Source organism: Pseudomonas sp. S2_H01 (assembly GCF_054668305.1).
Genome location: NZ_CP162756.1, coordinates 6499359 through 6519495 on the forward strand (window position 1 = coordinate 6499359; position 20137 = coordinate 6519495).

A 20137-nucleotide genomic window follows, 5' to 3' on the forward strand; every position below is an offset into this window, starting at 1 on the left:
AAAATTGAAAACTCTGCAAGGCCGTCCCCACTATTTTGCTACATCAGAGATCATCACTTCCATCTTGACCAAGTCCGCAAATGTTTTAGCGCACATTTTGTCCATCGCTTGCTTGCGATGGATTTTAACGGTCACCTCACTAAGCTCTAGTAGGGAGGCAATCTGCTTGTTCATCAAACCGCTTACAGCATGAGTCATGACCTGGCGCTCCCGCATCGTTAACGTCGAATAGCGAGTGCGTAGTAATGCCAACATATCGGATGAATTGCGACGCTCGTTGCACTGTTTTATGGACATCGCAACGCTGTCAAGCAACTCTTGATCACGGAAAGGCTTCGCTAAAAAATCCAATGCCCCTGTCTTCATGGCACTGACTGACATCTTGATATCCCCATGGCCGCTAATAAATACGACCGGACTGTCTATATTTTTGCTACGCATTATCAATGGCAAATCCAATCCGCTTTCTCCCTGCAGCCTCACATCCAGAATTACACAATCAGGGCGCTCTATTTCGGCCGCATTCAAAAAGCTCAATCCGGAGGAGAAAGTTCTTACCTTTAGCCCAATCGATCGCAACAGCGAACTGATTGACTCACATAAAGCCACATCGTCGTCTACAACAAAAACATCTGCCGTTTTAATAGCAGCCATTAGATGCTCACTTTGCCGAGCTGCGGCAACGAAAAATTGAATATCGCACCTGCGCGTCGTTCGCTTCCGGCCCAAATCCTGCCGCCATGGGCTTCGACTATTGACCGGCAAATAGCCAGTCCCACACCGACCCCGTGCTTCTTGGTGGTGAAGAAAGGAATGAATAAATTCTCGAAGTGTTCACTTCTGATTCCAGTTCCGCTATCACGGACGGAAACGGACAAATCACCACTAATAGAACGACTTGCAACAATAATTATCTCACGAACACCACTAGAACATTGCGACACGGCCTCTATCGAGTTAGACACTAAATTCATTATCACATGCTGAATCTGAACTCTATCTGCAGCAACCAGAGGAGTATCGCTATTGATGTGAAAACTCACGTCAATCTGATACGCACGGGCTTCACGCTTCAACAGAATATCGGCGCTTTTAAAAATTTCACGGATACAGGTCGGCTCCGCTACCCGTACACTTTCGACAGAATGCTCTCTTAGATTATTCATAAACGTACTCGTACGATTAGTTTGCTCTACAACACGCAGCAGTGCCAAATCAACCTCCGCAAGATTGGGAGTCTCACGATTCAGCCATCGCAATCCCGACTGTGCACTTGTGACAACAGCTGCAAGCGGCTGGTTTACCTCGTGCGCAATAGAGGCAATGATTTCGTTAAATACCATTACTCGATTAATATGTGCCAACTCTGCCTGATGTTGCTGAAATCTATCTTCGGATTCACGAGCAGAAGTGACGTCAATCAAGATCACGGTGACTTCAGACAGTTCATCAACTGATCCAATAGGGCTGGCAACGAAGCGAATAATTCTAGTCTTACGGTCAGCCAGGACAAGGCGGAATTCGGAATCGGTAGAAGACTGCTGGCAGCAAAGCCCTTGAATGGTCTGCAGCACCAGGTCGTGATCGTCTACGTGAGTCGACCTCAGTAGATCTGATATCAGCGGCGAATCATTGCGATCAAATCCACAAATTCGCTTCGCCTCTACAGACCACTGCATATCCATAGATGGGAATAAAAACGAAATACTCCCCGCAGCGCTCAGGTTTTGCGTGCTTTCAAGTAAAGCCTGGGTACGATGGAGAATTTGCTGCTGGAATGTCAGTCTGTACTTTGCCTCTTTTTTACCCAGTACCAAATGCGCAACGATATATATCGCGAGAAGACTGGCCAAACACGCTTCCAAGGAGAAATGTAAGTTTGAATCATGAAATAACAGATTTGATAGCACGGTCAAAAGTCCGGATCCGGACGCAACAATTATGACCCAGCGCCGATCACCGGCTTCGCCAGAAATGGCGACCACTAAAATGTAAAAAAAACTGGCAACCGTACCAAATGGGCCAATACTTTCCAATAAAAAAAAGATCAACATCAAGAGCAAAATGATTCCGCGCATAGCGGCGCCACTTGAAGACCAAGCACGCCCGCAGTCAGTTGCATTGGTCATTTTCAATCTCACCTTTTTTATCTATTGTTGCTATAAGATGCATTGCATAACCCTGTTGTCGTTGCGACTGGCGGAGACAGAACGCGTGCCGAAGCGCCAGATACAGCCCTTCGGATAACAACACCGGAAACTGAAAAAAAATCACAGCAAATCTCCATACTTATTTTTTCTCCTGGCAAACTTATCAAGCCTGCGTTTTATCGCCTCTAATTCATACCTACGTCCCTCAAAAATCGAATCCGTGTCACATTCAAAATACATCATCAGGAACCGCAGATAATCACGCTGGGTGAGACCGATGTTCAAAGCCGAAAAGGCGAGTCCGGCTAAATCCTTAATCATCCAGCGACCCGATACCGATTCACGTATTTGCGCACGGTGAAGATCGATTACGGATAACCTTATCACCCCGGCTTGGGAATCACTGTGCAGAAGAAAGTGACAAAGATAGCAGTCTCGATGGTTTACACCTGCCTCATGCATGTCTCGGATCAAGCGAGCAAGCGCGCCTATCAAAGAATGCTTAAACGAAAACGAAGGCGGTTCAATCTCCCAATGTTTAGTGAGTACTTCGAGGTCAACAGCGGGAGCAATTTCCTCCGTTACCAAGAACGACTCGGCTCGGGCTGGGTTAAATCCTCTTGACCCAAAAGCGCTCACGGTCAGCGTCGATATGCCTAGCTTCGTAAGGTGGGTCGCCGCGCGAAATTCCGATTCCGCACCTAAGACCGGGAGTTTACCTGTTATCAAATTCTTGAAAACCTCACCCCAGCCGACTCCTGTGTGGGTTTTAACAAAATATCCCGTGTTACCTAAGTCAATGCGGAAAGTACGGCGGCCGGCGACCTTCCTGAATTCTTCGCCACTGAGCGCATTCACTCTGTCAAAGGCCTCTTCCTCATTCCACAATGAATTGAAAGGTGGTGCGAGTACGACTGCTGGCCGACAACTCAACATATCTCTCAACGTCATGACTAAGCCTTCTGAAAAAATTGAATGGCTTGGTACTCAGCCGCACAAGAACTAGCTCATATGCGGATAAAAACCAAGCGCCGTAACAGCATTTGCGCAGCCAAAACGTCCTTGCCGCCATCCGCAAAACCCACGGACATTCATCCCGTTTATGCAGCACCGTTTAGCATTGGAAAGTCTGATTGATGCCAGGTTGGGTATGACGCTTGTTGTGCACTAGCAGCATCCAGACTGGCAAGTTGCTCAGTGTTGAGGTTCCAGCCAATGGCGCCTAAGTTTTCCAACAATTGCGACTCATTACGCGCTCCAATCAAGATGCTCGACACAGACGCTTGCTGAAGCAGCCAGTTAAGTGCAATCTGCGGAACGGACTTGCCTGTTTGCTCAGAAATGACATCAATCGCGTCGATGATCCGGAACAGACGCTCTTCAGGAGCTTGCGGGCCCGTCCCTGCAATATCATGAGCTCTTGTTCCTGGTTGCGCCGACTGATTGCGGCGAATTTTGCCGGTTAATTTGCCCCAGCCCAGTGGGCTCCAGATGATCGCTCCCACACCTTGATCCATCCCGAGTGGTTTCAGCTCCCACTCATAATCGCGATTCAAAAGCGAATAGTAAGCTTGATGCGCAACATATCGGGCGTAGCCATGGCGCTCTGAACATGCCAGCGATTTCATCAGGTGCCAACCGGAGAAGTTCGAGGCCCCGATATACCTGACCTTACCGTCGCGCACCAATTGATCCAGAGTACTGAGCGTCTCTTCAACAGGTGTGTTCAAATCTTGGCCATGGAGCTGCAGCAGATCGATCCGATCGGTGCCCAAACGGGCGAGTGCTTTATCAACGCCATCGATCAGGTGCATCCGCGAGGAACCATAGTCATTCGGGCCCTCACCGGTTGGAAAGGTGAGCTTTGTCGAGAGCAGCAATCTTTCACGCTTCCCCTTGATCGCTTCGCCAAGAATGCTCTCGGATAGCCCATCGGAGTACACATCAGCACTGTCGAACAGGGAAACCCCGTGATCGAGGCAAACATCAATCAAACGCGAGGCAGCGTTGGCAGTTGTTGACCCAAATCCCTTGAAAAATTCATTTCCGCCCCCGAAGCTGGCGGTGCCAAAGCTAAGAACCGGAACTCGAAGACCTGACTTTCCCAAATGACGATAAATCACGGCGATTCCTCACAAAAAATTATTGACACTCTGAGACACACCGCTCTAGTTGCCTAGAGCGGTCATTTATCAGCTAAGTAGCGTAGCTTCCAAGCTGATTTCGGCGTTGAACAGTTTTGATACTGGGCAATGGAGCTTTGCCAACGATGCCAACTGCTGAAATTGATCGTTTGTTATCTCGGGAATACTCGCCCTTAGATCCAACGAAATGGACGTGATAGCAAAACCTTTTTCTACGGACTCAATGGCAACAGTTGCAGAGGTTTCCAACTGACTGGCAGTGAATCCTTCTTCTCCAAGAATCATCGAGAACGCCATGGTGAAGCATGCGGAATGTGCCGCGCCGATGAGTTCCTCAGGATTGGTGCCTGGTCTGGTATCGAAACGGGTGCCCACTGCGTACGGATACTCTGACAAGGCATTACTAGCGGTCGAAACTGAGCCACCGCCATCCTTGAAACCACCTTGCCATTTTGCAGAACCAATTCTTTTAATTTTCACGATAAACTCCTTAGCGCGGAAGAGCAGAGAGGCATTGATTATAAAGATTTTTAGAGCAAATGAACGTCATTCACCGAAAAAGTCCTTGAGATGCGCAAGCAGTTCGTTCGGCTTTTCTTCGGAAATGAAGTGGCCACTACCCTCCACCCGGAAAGTTTGAGAGTTTTCCGCCTGAGCATCTAGGGCACTCTTTAGCCGGGGATAACCTGGCCCACCCAGCCCCAAAACAGGCATCTTAATTTTGGAGTAGGTTTCGTTGTCTTTGATGTCCTGATCGAACGCTTGATACCATCCATTTCCCGCGCGTATTGCGTCTCGGCTGGAATACGCCGCCGCATATACAGCACGATCGCGTTTATCGATAGCGGATTCGTTCTTCAGCATATAACGGAAGAACCAGGCCTGTTCTATACCCGCGCGCCCTTCCAATAAATCTTCTGGAAGCCCTTTCACCTGGTGGAATGCAAACCACCAAAGGTAAGGGTGATTCTCATCGATCTTTTCATTGAACGTTCCGGCTTCCGGAAGCATCGGAATTTTCAGATAACCGGCGCTCGGATGAGCGACATCAAGCATCACAAGCTTTCTCACCTGGTCGGGATGGTTGGCGGCAAGGCTGAAAGCCACCATCGCTCCGATGTCGTGGCCCACCACGTCGGCCTTCTCGTAACCCAACTGACGGATCAATTCAGAGATGTCTTTAGCCATGCTTTTCTTGTCATAACCGCCAGCTGGCTTAGACGAAGACCCCATGCCTCTAAAATCAACAGACACCACACGGTGCGTCTTGGCTAACTCCGGCATAATCTTATGATATGCCCACCATGTTTCCGGCCAACCAGGTAGCAGTATCACTGGCTCGCCCTTCCCTCCACTTACGTAATGCAGCCGTATCCCATTAACCTCTGCATACCCATTACTAAAACCGGGCAGAGCTTTCACCAGCGCCGCATCAGAAATGTCCTTACGCTCGGAAGCAAAAGCAAGCGAAGCCAGCGCAACCAAGGTAGAGGCCAGCGCGAGATGCCCGAGTGCGCGAATTGGTTTGATCAACATGGGTAAACCCGCCTTTTTTTAGGGTTTTCAAAACTCAGTGTCTGAGCCAAAACCTTGGCTCCAGCGTTCCCCTTGAAATATTCGGGGCCGCACGCCAAGGGTTTACAAAAAATCACCGGGTCGAACAGTCATAACAGAGCTCGCCCGCGAGCTCTGTTGCGTTCATACGATCCAACTGATCCGCCGGCACAACGCCGGTCTTGCTGTTGTTGGAGCCATCCAAGGCCAGCCAGCGTTCAACACGACTGTCGGCCACCGCTCCTGCGCCCACGTAGTCAGTGCCATCCGAAGCAAGTGAATGCGCACCGACGTGATCCGCACCCTCCGATGCGACGGATCGAGGTCTCACATGCTCGGCTCCGTTCTCTGCCACCACAGGAGGTAAAGTGTCGTCATCAGCTGCGTTGGCAATGGCATTTCCGAAACCAACTATCAAGATCAAAACCATATAAGCAGCTAGTTTTTTAATAGCATTAGACGCCTATGGACAATTTGAGCTGCGCATCCAAAAGGCGTCATCGGTTACAGAGCTTGCATTTCGCTGATTAGCTCAGCAATAAATAATCCATAGGCAGGATCAGCCTGATAAAAATGCTTAAGTTGTCGATCTACTACTTCCTTAGACACACCGCGCATAGCGCCAGCGATATTAAGAACCAAAGCGGATTTTTGTTCATCACTCATCAAATTGAACAATTTACCAGCCTGGCTGTAATAGTCGGTGTCCTCACGCTGATCGTGTCGCCCCGCTACGCCCCGCAGCGGCAGCGCCGGTTCCGCGAACGCACTGTCCTGCTTAGGCGAATCAGCGTAACTGTTGGGCTCATAATTGGGCGTACTTGCCCCGTTAGAACCAAAGCGCATCGAGCCGTCACGCTGATAAGTGTTGACCGGGCTCACCGGCGCATTGATAGGCAACTGCTGATGATTCGTACCTACCCGATAACGCTGCGCATCTGCGTAGGCGAATACTCTGCCCTGCAGCATCTTGTCAGGAGAAAGCCCTACCCCCGGCACCATATTGCTAGGAGCAAATGCTGCCTGCTCGACTTCAGCAAAATAATTGAGAGGATTTCGATTCAGCTCAAGTTCACCAACTTCAATCAAAGGGTATTCTTTTTGAGACCAAACCTTTGTGACGTCGAACGGATTCTCTGTGTGGGTTTCTGCCTGATGCTCAGTCATCAGTTGAATACAGACTCGCCACTTCGGGAAATCCCCACGGTCGATCGCCGAAAACAGATCCCGCTGTGCATAGTCTGGATCAGTGCCCGCGAGGCGAGCAGCCTCTGATGGCGCGAGGTTCTTGATGCCTTGCAGGGTCTTGAAATGCCATTTGACCCAAAAGCGAGCACCAGCGCTGTTGACGAGACAATACGTGTGGCTCCCGAAACCATGCATGTGGCGGTAGCCATCTGGGATTCCGCGATCAGAAAACAGCGTGGTTATCTGATGGAGCGCTTCAGGTGAGTGAGACCAGAAGTCCCACATCATTTGCGCATCTTTGAGGTTAGTTTGCGGGTCACGTTTTTGGGTATGAATAAAATCAGGAAACTTCAATGGATCACGGATAAAAAACACCGGTGTGTTATTGCCGACGATATCCCAGTTGCCTTCTTCGGTGTAAAACTTGACCGCGAAGCCCCGAGGATCTCGCTCGGTATCCGCAGATCCACGCTCTCCGCCTACAGTTGAAAACCGAATGAAAATGGGCGTCTGCTTACCAACGGTAGAGAAAACATTCGCTGAGGTATACTGACTGATATCGCGGCTAACAGTGAATGTTCCGTGTGCTCCAGAACCTTTAGCATGCACCCGACGCTCAGGAATATTCTCACGATTGAAATGAGCCAGTTTCTCAATCAAATGAAAATCGTCAAGAAGGAGCGGGCCTCGCATACCAGCAGAGCGAGAGTTCTGATTATCCGCGACTGGCGAGCCACCTGCAGTAGTGAGCACGTTCGGGTTAGTCATGTCTTATTCACCAATATGTATAGTTAATAAAGCTACAAATGAAACTGGATCAATCGTATTGATAGATTTATCGATAACCGAGAATCATGGAGCATCTAGATCGAAGCCAGCGAGTAGACGGGCTGTCATCTGCACCTGCTCGCCAAGATATGAACAGTCCGAAATTACCCTCTTGCATCGGCATCAATTCAGAACGCAAACCTCCACGCTTGACCAACTGTTCACCCACGTAATCAGGTACGATCGCCAGGTAATCAGTTCTTGCCAACACACTTGGTAAATTTTCGAAGTGGGGGATTTCGACAGAGATCTTTCTGTTGTGACCGAGCTCTCGCATCATTTCGTCAATCTGCACGTCGACATTGATTGAATAGTTGACAGATGCGTGGGGGCGATAGCAGATCTCTTTCAACGACAATGGCCCTGGCCCCGTGTCGGCACGGAGAACCACAGACTTGCTAGTTCGCAATAGTTGCATATTTGCAAGGCGGTGATTACGCGAATCCAAGCCAATTCCGAAGGAAATCTCCCCAGAAGCCAGCAAGGACGGCATCGCTGATGGGTCTACTCGCTGCACGCTCAGGGGAACCTTGGGCATTTCAATGCGCAATTTGCACAGAAGCGACTGTAGAAATACGTATTCTACGTCCGTGGATACGCCGACGCGCAACCTCTTTGAAAACCTCATAGGATCTTCAGAAAAAGGGCTAGTTCTCAACGCTGAAATTTTCATCATTCTACCTACCTGCGCGTATAGGTTCGGCATTCAGCTCAAAGAGAACCTAATGCACGTACTCAACCGCTAGCGGGGCTTAACTAGCGGAGAAGCCACAGTAGAACATTTACAACTCTGGTTCATCATACAATGGTATTAGCGATCAGATATAAGGAAATTAGAAGCCGAACAACTCCCCACCGCCAGAAAAGAGTGTGATTTATCAGAACCGATTGAGATCTAGTTCGTTAGGAATGCATCATTTTCGCGCATCCTCTCTTTCAGTTCATATGAAGGCAAACGAAAACCAACAGCAACCCAACCAGCCGATTCATTTTCAGCCCAAATTTGGCCAGCATGCGACTCAATTATTGACCTGCATATTGAAAGACCTACCCCCATGCCCGAGGACTTGGTCGTAAAAAAAGGAGAGAACACGTTGACAACGTCCTGCTGGGGGATGCCACCACCGTTGTCTCGTACGATTAACTCCAGATGATCTGCGTCATTACGATTGATGTGAGCCACTATCCTGCGACCATGATCACGCGTAGCGCACAAAGACTGCATTGCATTCATTACCAAATTGATAATGACTTGCTGTAGCTGCACCTTGTCTCCGTAGATAGTGGCCGGCAAAACTCCGTTGTCGATGCTGATTGTCACCTTGTTGATATACAGTTCTCGCTCAACCAGCAGTAATGACTCGGCTAACAGGCTATGAAGCTCGAGTTTTTCTTGAAAGATTGTTCCCTTCTTCGAGAGATCTCGCACCCGCCGTATCACATCAGCCGCACGTTGTGCTTGCGCTCCAATCCTTTCAACAGCCTTAGTGACCTCATGATAGTCGGGCGGGACTCGACCCAGCCAACGCAGGCCAGCTTGAGAATCCGTTAACACCGCCGCGAGCGGCTGATTAACCTCATGTGCAATGGAGGCGGCTAACTCTCCCAGCATTGTCACCCTGGTGACGTGAGCCAACTCAGCCTGACTCCTGTGCAAAGCCTCTTCCGCTTTTCGCGTAGTAGTTATGTCCATCAGAGCCCCAATAAACTCACACTCGGGCCCCGCGATCTCGTACTGTCTGGCCCACATTTGGAGGTATTTGATTCGCCCGTCCGCCATGACAAGACGAAACTCCACTTCGACCTGGCTTTGGCTATCGCACACATCCTCCAACACGGATCTCAAACGCTCTTGGTCATCTGGGTGAGTAATCCCAAGCATGAGATCTAGAGTGGGCGACACAGCTTTCTTGAATTCAAAGATTCTCTTGGCCTCTTCCGACCAATACATGTCAGTTGGTGGGACACGGAACCCGATACTTCCAGTGAGGCTTAGTCGCTGCGCACCCGCCAGGAACGCCTGGCTTCGCGCTAAAAGCTCAAGCTGCGCCCTGAGCTGTACTCGACTAGCGCTACTTTTTAACGCCAGCAGCGAAGCGATCGCAATTGCGGCTATGCTGATACCACCTCGTCCACAAGACTCGTCATTGCATTCCAGACCATGAGAGATGAGGAAAGCGACAATCGTTAGAACGATGCACAGACAGGTGATGCCGAGCAGCATTTTCTTTGAAAACAGATCGACCGATATCAAAATTACGAGAATATAGAGCACCGCAACAGCAATATCGAGAGAACTGAACCCGTCCACTAGAAATATGACAACTGCGATAAACAGTGCCCCGGCTTTTTTCCACTCAGAAGACATGGCGAGTGCCCTCGCAGATTCGCGACTTAATAAGCTCACGTTGCATTGAAGCTCTGGCCTACAGACGAGGCTCCACATATGAAAAAGGTCGTAAACAGGATCCAGAATGTCATCGACCCAAAGGCATTTCGAAATCTCATCAAGGGCGCCAAAAGCCCTTTACCCAAACTTGTTGGGGGTACATGCGTAGCTAGAGCGATATCGGTCTTTCCGTCGAGAGCAAACCCAGACTCAACCAGATGGTTGCGCATCAACAAACACACTGCCAACGCTGCGATTATCAACATCATCACCGCCGCAATCACCCAGCTGCTATTTACATTTTGACGGGCCGCTGATCCAGCTACTAAAGATAAGAGCATGATTCAACCCTTGGCAGACTGATGGTTCACGTGATATGACCCTCGTCATTTATTATATATTTAACGCGTCATCTATTTTACAGACAGTTTTAGGCAACATTGCAGCGTACTATCTAATACAGATGTAGATTCAATTATTAAACCATAGCCCATTACGCGTCAAGCAATAGTTGCTTTAATTGATGAAGCGTCTCTGCCTGGCTTGATCCAATCGATCCTGGCGTGATCAAGCGGGTGGAGGGCGAAGGGTAGCTATCAAACATAACCCGATCACAGCGGTCGCAGCCGCAAGTAGAAAAGCGTCGGAATAGGCCAAGGTCTGGGCTTGCGCCCTTACCTGGCCGGCCAACAATGCCGTCCCGCGCGCTGCATTCAAGGGATCCCCGATTCCAAATCGGGACAAAGTGCCATGGGTAAACCCAGACAAACGCTCGATAAGTGCAGATTGTCCCGCCACGACGTGCATTCCCAACAAATTGGAATGTATCTGGGTCGAAATCCTGGCAAAGCTTTGCACGAGCGCACTTGCCAATTCCCCACCCATGAGCCTGGCAGTCTGGATGACGGCCCCAAAAGTGATGACGAGGACAGGGTTGAGATGCCGGACGGTATAAAAGATCAAGGACGTGAGTACCATGGTCTGTCCTATCGCTTGCATCAACATCGATGGGATGAACTCACTTTCCGACCAAAGCGATGTCAATCTGCTAGCGAGAATGCAAGCTGTAAGGATTAAGCTCATTCCAATAGTCATCAAAATGCGGGCATCTACGTATCGCAATATTAAGCCGACGCTCGGCCCGATCAAAAACTGCGGCAATGCCACCCATAGGAGGATTTCGCCGACTTGTTGCGGTCGAAATCCTGCCACTTGGGTTAAAAATTGCGGGACGATAAAATTGCTGCTGAGTACTAGCAATCGAGCGGTGACTAGAAGCAACACCAGTGGAATGATGTTGCGCGCCAGAAGGAACCGGAAATCAATAAATGCTTGGGGATTTTTATAGCCGTGGAAGATGAACGCACCGATTAGTCCCCCTCCCCCTACCAACAGGCCAACCACCAGGCCTGAAGCCCCCAATCCAATCGGTTCCCCTGATCCAGCGCAGCATAAACGAGTGAGAAGCCTAAGCCCGCGAATGCCATCCCCCAATAGTCACCCTTCCCCTTTACGTCTTGCTTGATCGGCTCACGGGGTATTCCGAAATAGACACAGATCACCAATGCAATTGCCAAGGGCAGGTTTTGCCAAAAAATCCATTGCCACCCACCGTGATCCAGATGCCAGCCTTCGAGAGTCGCCGCGATGTTGAGGGACAACTCCAGATTCATGGCATAGACGCTGATTCCCAACGGCCATAGGTGTTTTGGCAAATTCCTGACGACCACGCCAATCGCTAGAGGCACGAAAGTACCCGACCCCAAGCCAGCTAAAAAATGCAATACGAGAAAGCCTTCAAGCTCTCTGCACATTGGCAGAAGCAATTCGGCAAAGCCAAATACCAACGTTCCCGTTAGCAAAACACGCCTTGGCCCATATACCAGGCCAAGCCAGACAGCTAACGGCCCCATCAGCATTTGTGCAGAGCTAAACGAGGTGGTGATCCAAGCCCTCTCGTCAAAACTCGCGCCTAAGGCACCGCCAATATCAGCAACCCCAAAGTTAGTAAGCCGGCTGGACAGCGTAGACACGAACGCCGCAAGTATTACCGCCAGAATCCCAATCCAGGGTCGAGTGGACTCGTTGCGCATTCCATCGGACAAGTGCAACAGGTTAATCAGCGGATTTTTGCTCGCAAATGCCATGCTAGCGGTTGTCCGAGGAGGAGGTATCAATCGAGGCGACGACCGAAAGACCGGGCCTTAAGAGTGCATTCGCGTCTTCACTCGACAAGTCATCGAGCACGATTTTCACAGCCACTCGCTGTATAACTTTAGTAAAGTTCCCCGTCGCGTTATCTGGTGGTAAGAGAGCAAAACGGGAGCCTGAACCCGGCGCCCAACTATCGACATGCCCGTGGAAGACCACGCCAGGGAAAGCATCGATTTCCACGGTCGCAGATTGCGCCTTGCGAACATGAGTCATCTGCGTTTCCTTGAAATTTGCAACCACCCAGACCTCTGGCAAGCTGACAACCGTGATGACCTGCGCACCAATCCCCAGGTACTGACCCGGGCGAACCTGCCGCGCGCCGACCACACCATCAACTGGCGACCGGATATGGGTGTAATCCAGATTGATCATTGCAAGATCCAATGCGGCGCGCTGACTGGCAACATCGGCCTGAGCGACCAGGATCTGGGAGTCGATCGTGTCGAGGGCACGACGCACAGCCATCAATTGTGCCTGCTGTTGCACATGCCCAGCCGCCGCCTGCTTGTTGCTTGCATCTGCCTGGTCAACCGCCTGCTGTGAGGCAAAATTACCTCGGGTCAATAGATCATGCTGTCGATTGGCTTCCAGCTTTCTCAGCTCTGCGCCTGCTGCAGATGCCACGACGCCAGCGGCGTTCGCGTTTATCGTGGCCTCCTGCTGGGCTCGTTGCTTCTCCAGAACAGTTACCTGCGCCAAGCTCCTATCCAGGCCGGCCTTGGCCTGAGCGACCTGAGCCTTGTAGTCCCCGTCGTAGAGTTGCACCAATACATCATTGCGGTGCACAGTCTGGTAATCATTTACTGATACGTTACTGACGAGCCCAGACACACGGGCCGATAGCGGGATGACGTTGCTTTCCAAATACGCATCATCTGTAATCTGAACCGCCTTCAACCCCGTCCAGAAATTCCAGTTCGTGGCAAAGACCCACACCGTCGCTACGGCCAAAAGAACAACTGCGAAACGCGCTACTAGCCCCCAGTGATTTGGCTTTGGCGGCTGTTCTATGTCGACCTCTGACGCAGGTGTCGACTTGGAATTTACGGCTTCATTCATAGTGATATCGCAGAGCAAATAAATTGAAAGGAAACACAAATGGGGTGCTGCTTCGGGCTGATTGCCTTCCGCTGCGCGCATCATGAGTACGCTGCACTGACATCAGGATCTAAGCGCAACACATGCCGAACCCCTACCGCGTTGAGGACACGCCAAATCGCGATCAATCATCAAAACGCCTCCACTCCTCGACACCTGCGATATTTCGCCTGCGCGTTTCGGCGGCGCTAACGGGTTGAGCAGGAAAAGCTTGAGCGCCTAGCATCCAGCGAGCGGTGGTTCGGGCAATCCGACGACCGAAACGCTCTGCAGTGAGCCTGTCGCCAGCATGGGGGGAGTCCTCGGGAGCAGCGTCTCCAATGCTCTGGGTAGCTAACCCAAGCCAAGAGCCACATAGATTCACATCACTGTTCTGACTTGCGGAGTAATTGCCACCAGGCTGATCACCCACGCCGACCCATATCATGTTCATCTGCGCTCCGAAGATCGCTAGTTGCTCCAAGGCAATGAGCTTGTCTCCAGACCGCGAACTTGAGTTGGTAAAACCAGCCGCGATTTTGTCCTTCCACTCCTGCCCCACCCACGGTGCGAAAGCGTGCTCCAGAAAAAGCTTGAAGAGCCCATGCATGGATCCCATGTAGGTTGGGGCGCCGAACACAATGGCATCAGCTGCAGCGAGGTTCTGCATGATCGCTTCATCAAACCATCGCCCATTAGCACCAATCTGCTCTGGAACAATTTGCATAAGATCTACTTGCACCCCTGCAAAAGCGCTCGCACCTTTCTGGATGTGCTCAGCCACAGTGAGGGTATGCCCGTGCCCAGTGGAATAAACAATTGCAACCTTGACCATTTGATCTCCGTACACCTAATCGGCGCTTTGAATACGGCGGTATGAGCGATAATTGACGGCCGATGAAATCTTCGCAGGCACCGAAGTCGCCATCTGTTGAATTCGCACCTCAAAGGTGGTGTTATCCACACTATGGATGACAAAAAACTCGATCTGAATCTTTTGCTGGCCTTGGAAGCGTTGCTCGCGGAGCTCAACGTCACTCGCGCAGCCAAACGCCTGAATCTAAGCCAACCCGCCTTAAGCGCTCAGCTCTCCCGGCTGAGAGGGGTATTTGGCGACGAACTCTTGATACCTACTTCGCGTGGCGTACTGCCAACGGCGATGGCGCTTGAGCTCCAAGCACCTCTACGTAAAACCCTCGATCAAATGCGGGAGCTGGTGAGCAACGCACGCATCTTCGATCCGTCCACCGCTAGCGCCACCCTGACTATCTCCGCAAGCGACTACATGCAGATCGCGATCCTCATGCCTTTTTTGCTGAAAGTGCATCTTGTGGCCCCCAACGTGAAGGTGATGGTAAGGCAGCTTCCAGACAGCCAGATTCTGAAAACTGAACTTGAGCGAGGCCTGACCGATATCGCGTTCCTGGTGACAGAAGGCTTGGAAGGGAGTGAGCTTAGACACAAGGAGGTGCTTTCTGAACGCTATGTCGGCATCGCGAGAAAGGGCACCATTGGCGAACGCCCTATGCCAATCGATCGATTCATACAGTCCAGGCATATCATTGTTTCACCCAGGGGGGACGGATTTAAGGGAGCGACCGATAACGCACTGGCGGCGGTCGGACTAACCCGAAAGGTGGGCTTCGCCGTTTCGTCGTTCATGTTCATGATCGAGGCAGTTTCACAGTGCGAGCTCCTAGCGGTTGCGCCGCAGAGACTTGCCGAGCGTTACTCAGACAGGATCGACATGTTTGCCCCGCCGGTACCGGTGGCGGGGTTTGGAATCTCCATGGTCTGGCACGATCGAACCCACAACCACCCTGCCCGCATCTGGCTGCGTAACCAGTTGCAAGAGTTTTGCGCAGAGCACTGACACCTCGCGAACAACGCATCCAGCCGCTGGATCAGATGTCGTTCAGCGTTGCATCCATCGTGATCTCGCATTTGAAGAGCTTGGCCAACGTACAGTTGGTGCGAGCTCGCTCGGCGCAATGCCGAAACATTTCTTCCGAAATTCCAGGGACTGCGGCTTGAGTGACAATGTGCACACCCTTGATAGCTGGATGGCCATCATCGCCATACCCCAGATCAACAGCCACAGATGTCGTAATCGACTGAGCGATGAAGTTGTTCATGCCAAAGTTATTGGCCAATGCCTGGTTGAAACACCCTGCGTGGGCAGTTCCCAGAAGCTCCTCAGGACTCCCCCCGGGGTGCCTTCAAAGCGGCTGGAGAAGCTATAAGGCTTATCTTTAAGCGTCTCACTTTCAGTAGAAAGCGTACCCACCCCCTCTTTCCACGTCCCCTGCCAAGTTGAATAGCCAGTAGCCTTCATACCACGTACCTCTCAGCTTAAATGGGAAAAATCATGTCGCTTTATTTTTTAAAGCATACACCAGCGATCGGCACCACTGATAACGATTTTTTCCGTTCAAAGCTGAAAGCAATTGGCGGTTTTTCGAGCAGTGCAAGGCAGATTGACTGCTTCAATTTATAAAGCTACCCTCCCTATCTGCAGGCGTATTACTTGATGCAATTACCTTTTTGGCTCCTGGCCCGCTTGACGGAAAAACGCCAGATTCAGCCAGGAGTGTCAGATGGATCCGTTGAAGCTTTCCCATCCATTGTTCTGGACGGCCGCGATTTTGGTGGCAGACCTCATCCTTTGGCGCCTGATTTCAGAAACCCGCAGCCACTGGAAAATCGCGATCAGGTCGGCTCTGTTTGTGATGTTCAGCGCGGGACTACTGGGGGCCGGCCTCACCCCCTTAAACACTGTTCCAGATCAGTTCGACGGTGCCGAGCACACGCTCGCCGTGACGTTGGGCATTGCGTGGTGGCTCTTCGGGGCTCGCGCCATTACCGGGTTGATGATCCTGTTGCTGGAATCCCGTATCGAACGCAAGGGTCATCTATTGCAGGACTTGATTGGCGCAGGGGTTTTTCTGGTTGCGCTGGTTGCCGCTGCGGCCTACATCCTTGACCTTCCGGTAAAAGGGCTACTTGCCACCTCGGGGGCAGTCGCAATTATTCTCGCACTTGCAGTACAGAGCACCTTGGCGGACGTATTTTCAGGCATCGTATTGAATGCTACAAAACCGTTCAGAGTAGACGACGTCATCAATATTGATGGCGTGGAGGGGAAGGTCGTCGAGATCGACTGGCGCTCAACCTACCTCCTGACCTCAGCCGGAAGCATGGTCGTCATCCCTAACGCAATGGCTGCGAAAACACGAATCATCAACTTGAGTCGCCCTGATCACTTTCATTCAGTGACAGTCACGGTGGAGCTTCCCGTTCGGCTTCGCCCGGCCTCCGTTCTGGACTCACTCACCAAGGCATTGAAGGGTTGCCGTGAACTCATGTCCGAGCCCGAAGGTAGCGCAGTCGTCAAAAAGTCAGGCTTGAGAAGCGTGGAGTACGAAGTCACGGGCTACGTACACTCCAGAGACCGGCGAGGCATCGCCAGAAACCAGTTGCATGACCTAATTTATCGCCAACTTGCGGCATCAGAGTCAGTGCGGCAGAGCTCCGCACATCCAGTCGCGACGACACGGCAATTGGCCGCGCTGGATAGCGTGAACGCTTTGCGCACGCTTTCATCCGAGGATCGCCTGGAGCTGGAACAACACATGCGTTTGAGTTCTTACCCCGCCGGCGCGGTGATTCTTGAGTTAGCTGTTGTCCCAGATGCATTACTCATCGTTGAATCCGGAGTCGTTACGGTCACCATGGAGCGATCCGACGGCCCATACGAACTGGGTAGGATGGGGCCTGGGGAGCTGATGGGTGAAGGCGGCGTGACTGGCGAATCTCCCACCGCAGTAAGATTTACCGCGCTTACGGACTGCGTCATCTATCGAGTGGATCGCACAGACATAACTGCTACTTTTGACGAGCACAGCGAGCTGCGACGAGCTTTGGTCGAGCTTGTTCGCACTCGCACAAAAGCTCGTGAGCCACTTCTGCAACATCGCCCGCTAGAAGATACACCGACAGGGCTGCTGCATTGGTTTCGCGGCCGAGTGAACAAGCCGCGAGATACTGGCAAGACAAGACATTCGTAGAGGGGCTCTGCTCGGAAACGCAGATCCCTTTAAATAGTTGCGTTTTACCCTCGGGTGATCGCCTCGAATATCTGCGCAACCACTGATGCCCCCTCACCAACGGCCGACGCTACGCGTTTAGTCGAATTTGCCCGCACATCTCCGATCGCAAATACGCCTTTACGATTGGTCTCCAAAGGCAGCACCAACCACTCCCTCTCAACATCTTTAGAGAGTGCTGCGCCCGTGAGTACAAAACCCATCTCATCCGTCTCGACGCAACCACTCAACCATTGTGTATTGGGATCGGCACCGATGAACAGAAAGAGGTGGCACAGTTCAACGGTCTGCAGAGCTCCAGTGGATCGGTGACGCAGGACTGCACGCTCCAAGCCGGTTTGCTTTGAACCTTGCAACTCACTGACCTCCGTATCGGTATGGAGGGTAACGTTTGGAAGAGCAGCAATCCGGTCTATGAGGTACTTGGACATCGACGCCTCAAGCCCCCGCCCTCGTACGACCAGATGAAGATGCTTGACCAAGGGAGCAAGGAATACTGCAGCTTGACCTGCAGAGTTGCCCGCCCCAACTAATGCGACATCCTTACCCTTACAAAGATTAGCCTCTATTGGGGATGCCCAATACGACACACCCACGCCCTCGAACTGCCCAGCGGTCTCTACTGGAAGCTTTCGGTAATGCACACCAGTGGCCACAACGATATTTTTGGCCTGGATTACAGCCCCCGTCGTCAACACCAACCGCAGAGGCTGATCAGGCTCGCTGCAATCAAGCTTCTCGACTTGCAGGGGGATGCCCATTTTTGCGCCGAACTTCTGAGCCTGAACGAACGCCCGGCTCGCGAGTGCCTGACCCGAAACGCCAGTTGGAAAACCGAGGTAGTTTTCGATTCGCGCCGATGCTCCAGCCTGTCCACCATAAGCTCGCTGATCGAGGACGACGATCTCCAAACCTTCCGACGCGGCGTAGACCGCCGTCGCCAACCCGGCCGGGCCGGCACCAACTACGGCGATGTCATACACCTTGAGCGGATCGATCTCCGGTGTAATCCCCAGGAAAATTCCAGCTTGAGCGTCAGTTGGCTGTTCAAGCACGTTCCCGTTGGGACAAATCATCAATGGGAGTTTCTGTTCATCCAGGATACCTATACGCTCGATGAGACCTCGCGTCTCATCGTCCATTTCATCGATACTTACGAAGGAATGCGGATATCCATTACGCGTTAGGAAACCTTGAAGACGCACTGTCTCCATATCATTTCGATGCCCTACGATCACCGATCCAACTCGGTCAGATTCAAGCATTCCAACCCGGCGCAAGATCAACGCACGCACAATTATCTCACCCAGATCGGCCGACCCTATGATTAGCGCCCGAAGGTGGGCTGCATCAAAGGGAACCGCGACACAGCCTTCAGGGCCAGCCTTCCCCTGAGCCAGAGCAGCCCGCCCACCGAGTAATCCAATTTCTCCGGTGAAATGCCCTCTGCCTCCACTGCCGATTGACGCTTCACGACCTAGACCATCACGCCGAACAACGCTGATGGCACCATCGAGAACCAGCCAGATAGCGGCCCCGTGGGCCCCAACTTCAAATATTACTTCACCCACAGCGAAGCGTTGCGGCTCCCTGATAGCAAATCGCAAGGCATCATTGATCTGAAGTTCTGTAAGAATGGGAAATTTTTGGTGAAGACGAGCGTCGCTGGAGCTCATGGAAGTTACCTGGGGTAGGAGACGATCAAGGAACCTAGGTGAGAGCGCCAAACACGCTCCCACCTCAGAAGGCGCAGCCTTACTCAGGCTGGTAGACGCTCCAGCAGTTCAGCGGTAGTCAAAATCGCATGTGCATAGGTAGGGCCGTTGACATTGAAAGCTGCGTGCATTCCTTCAGGGCTGAAAGCGGCAGCAGCATCTCGCACAAGCGTCACGTGATACCCGAGCTCCATTGCGAAGCGACCCGTTGATTCAAGGCAGCTATTAGCGATCACGCCAACCAAAATAACGCGCTGGATGTCATGTTGCTTCAGCTGCTGATCCAGGTCGGTGTTCGCGAAACCACTCTGGGCCCAGTGCTCATGAACAACGATGTCACCCTTCTGAGGGCCAAATTCGCTGTTGAATTCACCACCCCAGGTACCTACAGCGAAGGCTTGCAGCGGCACACCTTGCTTCTGAAAAGGAGTCATGTGCTGCCAACCATCAAAATCACCGGCATGAGAGCGGTGGTGCGGCAGTACAAAGATCTGCAGGCCAATCTGGCGCGCGGCGGGAATGATCTTGCGCAGGTTGTCAAACATGCCCGACTCATCAGCGGTGGGCTTGATAGCCCCGTAGAGCTTGCCACCTTCGGACATGAAATCGTTATAGGGATCTACAACCAGCAAAGCCGTGCGAGCGGCAGGATATTCAGTGGTCATTCGTTTAGTCTCTTTCAGATGGTTTATCGAGACGTGAAATCGATCGGCTGGTCGCTGACATTTCACGAATTACTCGAAGCACAGCCTGGTCTACCCATCATGCGAGC

The 20137-nt window shown here is 51.7% G+C and carries 19 protein-coding genes; 2 read left to right on the forward strand and 17 right to left on the reverse strand.

The window, feature by feature from the left end:
* Positions 1 to 30 precede the first annotated feature (30 nt).
* From AB4N84_RS29300 to AB4N84_RS29365, 14 genes are all read right to left on the reverse strand, one after another.
* The gene (locus tag AB4N84_RS29300) at positions 31 to 654 is read right to left on the reverse strand and encodes a response regulator transcription factor (protein WP_460044462.1); all 624 of its coding nucleotides are present in this window, start codon (positions 652 to 654) and stop codon (positions 31 to 33) included.
* Positions 654 to 2129 carry a sensor histidine kinase gene (locus AB4N84_RS29305; RefSeq protein ID WP_460044464.1) on the reverse strand — a complete coding sequence of 492 codons (1476 nt, stop codon included), beginning with the start codon at positions 2127 to 2129 and terminating at the stop codon, positions 654 to 656. Before AB4N84_RS29305 ends, AB4N84_RS29300 begins: the two co-directional genes overlap by 1 nt.
* Positions 2130 to 2270: 141 nt before the next feature.
* Positions 2271 to 3101 carry a lipopolysaccharide core heptose(I) kinase RfaP gene (gene rfaP / locus AB4N84_RS29310; protein WP_460044465.1) on the reverse strand — a complete coding sequence of 277 codons (831 nt, stop codon included), beginning with the start codon at positions 3099 to 3101 and terminating at the stop codon, positions 2271 to 2273.
* Between the two features lie 149 nt (positions 3102 to 3250).
* A complete protein-coding gene (locus AB4N84_RS29315; protein ID WP_460044467.1) occupies positions 3251 to 4273 on the reverse strand; it encodes an aldo/keto reductase in 1023 nt (340 codons plus the stop codon).
* A 69-nt stretch (positions 4274 to 4342) separates the two neighbouring features.
* On the reverse strand, positions 4343 to 4768 hold the full coding sequence (locus tag AB4N84_RS29320; RefSeq protein WP_460047173.1) for an OsmC family protein: 426 nt from the start codon (positions 4766 to 4768) through the stop codon (positions 4343 to 4345).
* A 72-nt stretch (positions 4769 to 4840) separates the two neighbouring features.
* The gene (locus AB4N84_RS29325; protein WP_460044469.1) at positions 4841 to 5830 is read right to left on the reverse strand and encodes an alpha/beta fold hydrolase; all 990 of its coding nucleotides are present in this window, start codon (positions 5828 to 5830) and stop codon (positions 4841 to 4843) included.
* Positions 5831 to 5942: 112 nt separating this feature from the next.
* A complete protein-coding gene (locus tag AB4N84_RS29330; protein WP_460044470.1) occupies positions 5943 to 6179 on the reverse strand; it encodes a hypothetical protein in 237 nt (78 codons plus the stop codon).
* 173 nt (positions 6180 to 6352) lie between these two features.
* Positions 6353 to 7804, reverse strand: a complete 1452-nt coding sequence (locus tag AB4N84_RS29335) for a catalase (protein ID WP_460044471.1) — start codon at positions 7802 to 7804, stop codon at positions 6353 to 6355.
* A gap of 67 nt (positions 7805 to 7871) precedes the next feature.
* Positions 7872 to 8540: a LysR substrate-binding domain-containing protein gene (locus tag AB4N84_RS29340; protein ID WP_460044472.1), complete on the reverse strand. Its 669-nt coding sequence runs from the start codon at positions 8538 to 8540 to the stop codon at positions 7872 to 7874.
* Positions 8541 to 8759: 219 nt separating this feature from the next.
* Positions 8760 to 10232, reverse strand: a complete 1473-nt coding sequence (locus AB4N84_RS29345) for an ATP-binding protein (protein ID WP_460044473.1) — start codon at positions 10230 to 10232, stop codon at positions 8760 to 8762.
* Positions 10233 to 10820: 588 nt separating this feature from the next.
* Positions 10821 to 11675 (reverse strand): MFS transporter, encoded by an 855-nt coding sequence (locus AB4N84_RS29350; protein ID WP_460044474.1) that lies wholly within the window; start codon positions 11673 to 11675, stop codon positions 10821 to 10823.
* Positions 11639 to 12400, reverse strand: coding sequence for an MFS transporter (locus tag AB4N84_RS29355; protein ID WP_460044475.1), 762 nt, complete (start codon positions 12398 to 12400; stop codon positions 11639 to 11641). The genes AB4N84_RS29350 and AB4N84_RS29355 overlap by 37 nt, the downstream gene beginning before the upstream one ends.
* 1 nt (position 12401) lies before the next feature.
* Complete coding sequence (locus AB4N84_RS29360) at positions 12402 to 13610, reverse strand: HlyD family secretion protein (protein ID WP_460044477.1); 1209 nt, start codon at positions 13608 to 13610, stop codon at positions 12402 to 12404.
* Between the two features lie 79 nt (positions 13611 to 13689).
* Positions 13690 to 14379, reverse strand: a complete 690-nt coding sequence (locus AB4N84_RS29365; protein WP_460044479.1) for a flavodoxin family protein — start codon at positions 14377 to 14379, stop codon at positions 13690 to 13692.
* 132 nt (positions 14380 to 14511) lie between these two features.
* On the opposite strand from AB4N84_RS29365, the gene AB4N84_RS29370 reads away from it, so the two are divergent.
* Positions 14512 to 15417, forward strand: coding sequence for a LysR family transcriptional regulator (locus tag AB4N84_RS29370; protein ID WP_460044480.1), 906 nt, complete (start codon positions 14512 to 14514; stop codon positions 15415 to 15417).
* Positions 15418 to 15448: 31 nt separating this feature from the next.
* On the opposite strand, the gene AB4N84_RS29375 is transcribed toward AB4N84_RS29370, so the two are convergent.
* Complete coding sequence (locus tag AB4N84_RS29375; RefSeq protein WP_460047174.1) at positions 15449 to 15733, reverse strand: OsmC family protein; 285 nt, start codon at positions 15731 to 15733, stop codon at positions 15449 to 15451.
* 408 nt (positions 15734 to 16141) lie between these two features.
* Between AB4N84_RS29375 and AB4N84_RS29380 the strand changes: the two genes are divergently transcribed.
* The gene (locus tag AB4N84_RS29380) at positions 16142 to 17611 is read left to right on the forward strand and encodes a mechanosensitive ion channel domain-containing protein (protein ID WP_460044481.1); all 1470 of its coding nucleotides are present in this window, start codon (positions 16142 to 16144) and stop codon (positions 17609 to 17611) included.
* Between the two features lie 44 nt (positions 17612 to 17655).
* Here the strand turns inward: AB4N84_RS29380 and AB4N84_RS29385 are convergent, their stop codons facing one another.
* Both AB4N84_RS29385 and AB4N84_RS29390 read right to left on the reverse strand, forming a co-directional pair.
* Positions 17656 to 19326 carry an FAD-dependent oxidoreductase gene (locus AB4N84_RS29385; protein ID WP_460044483.1) on the reverse strand — a complete coding sequence of 557 codons (1671 nt, stop codon included), beginning with the start codon at positions 19324 to 19326 and terminating at the stop codon, positions 17656 to 17658.
* A gap of 83 nt (positions 19327 to 19409) precedes the next feature.
* Positions 19410 to 20030 carry a cysteine hydrolase family protein gene (locus AB4N84_RS29390; RefSeq protein ID WP_093469463.1) on the reverse strand — a complete coding sequence of 207 codons (621 nt, stop codon included), beginning with the start codon at positions 20028 to 20030 and terminating at the stop codon, positions 19410 to 19412.
* Between the last annotated feature and the right edge of the window lie 107 nt (positions 20031 to 20137).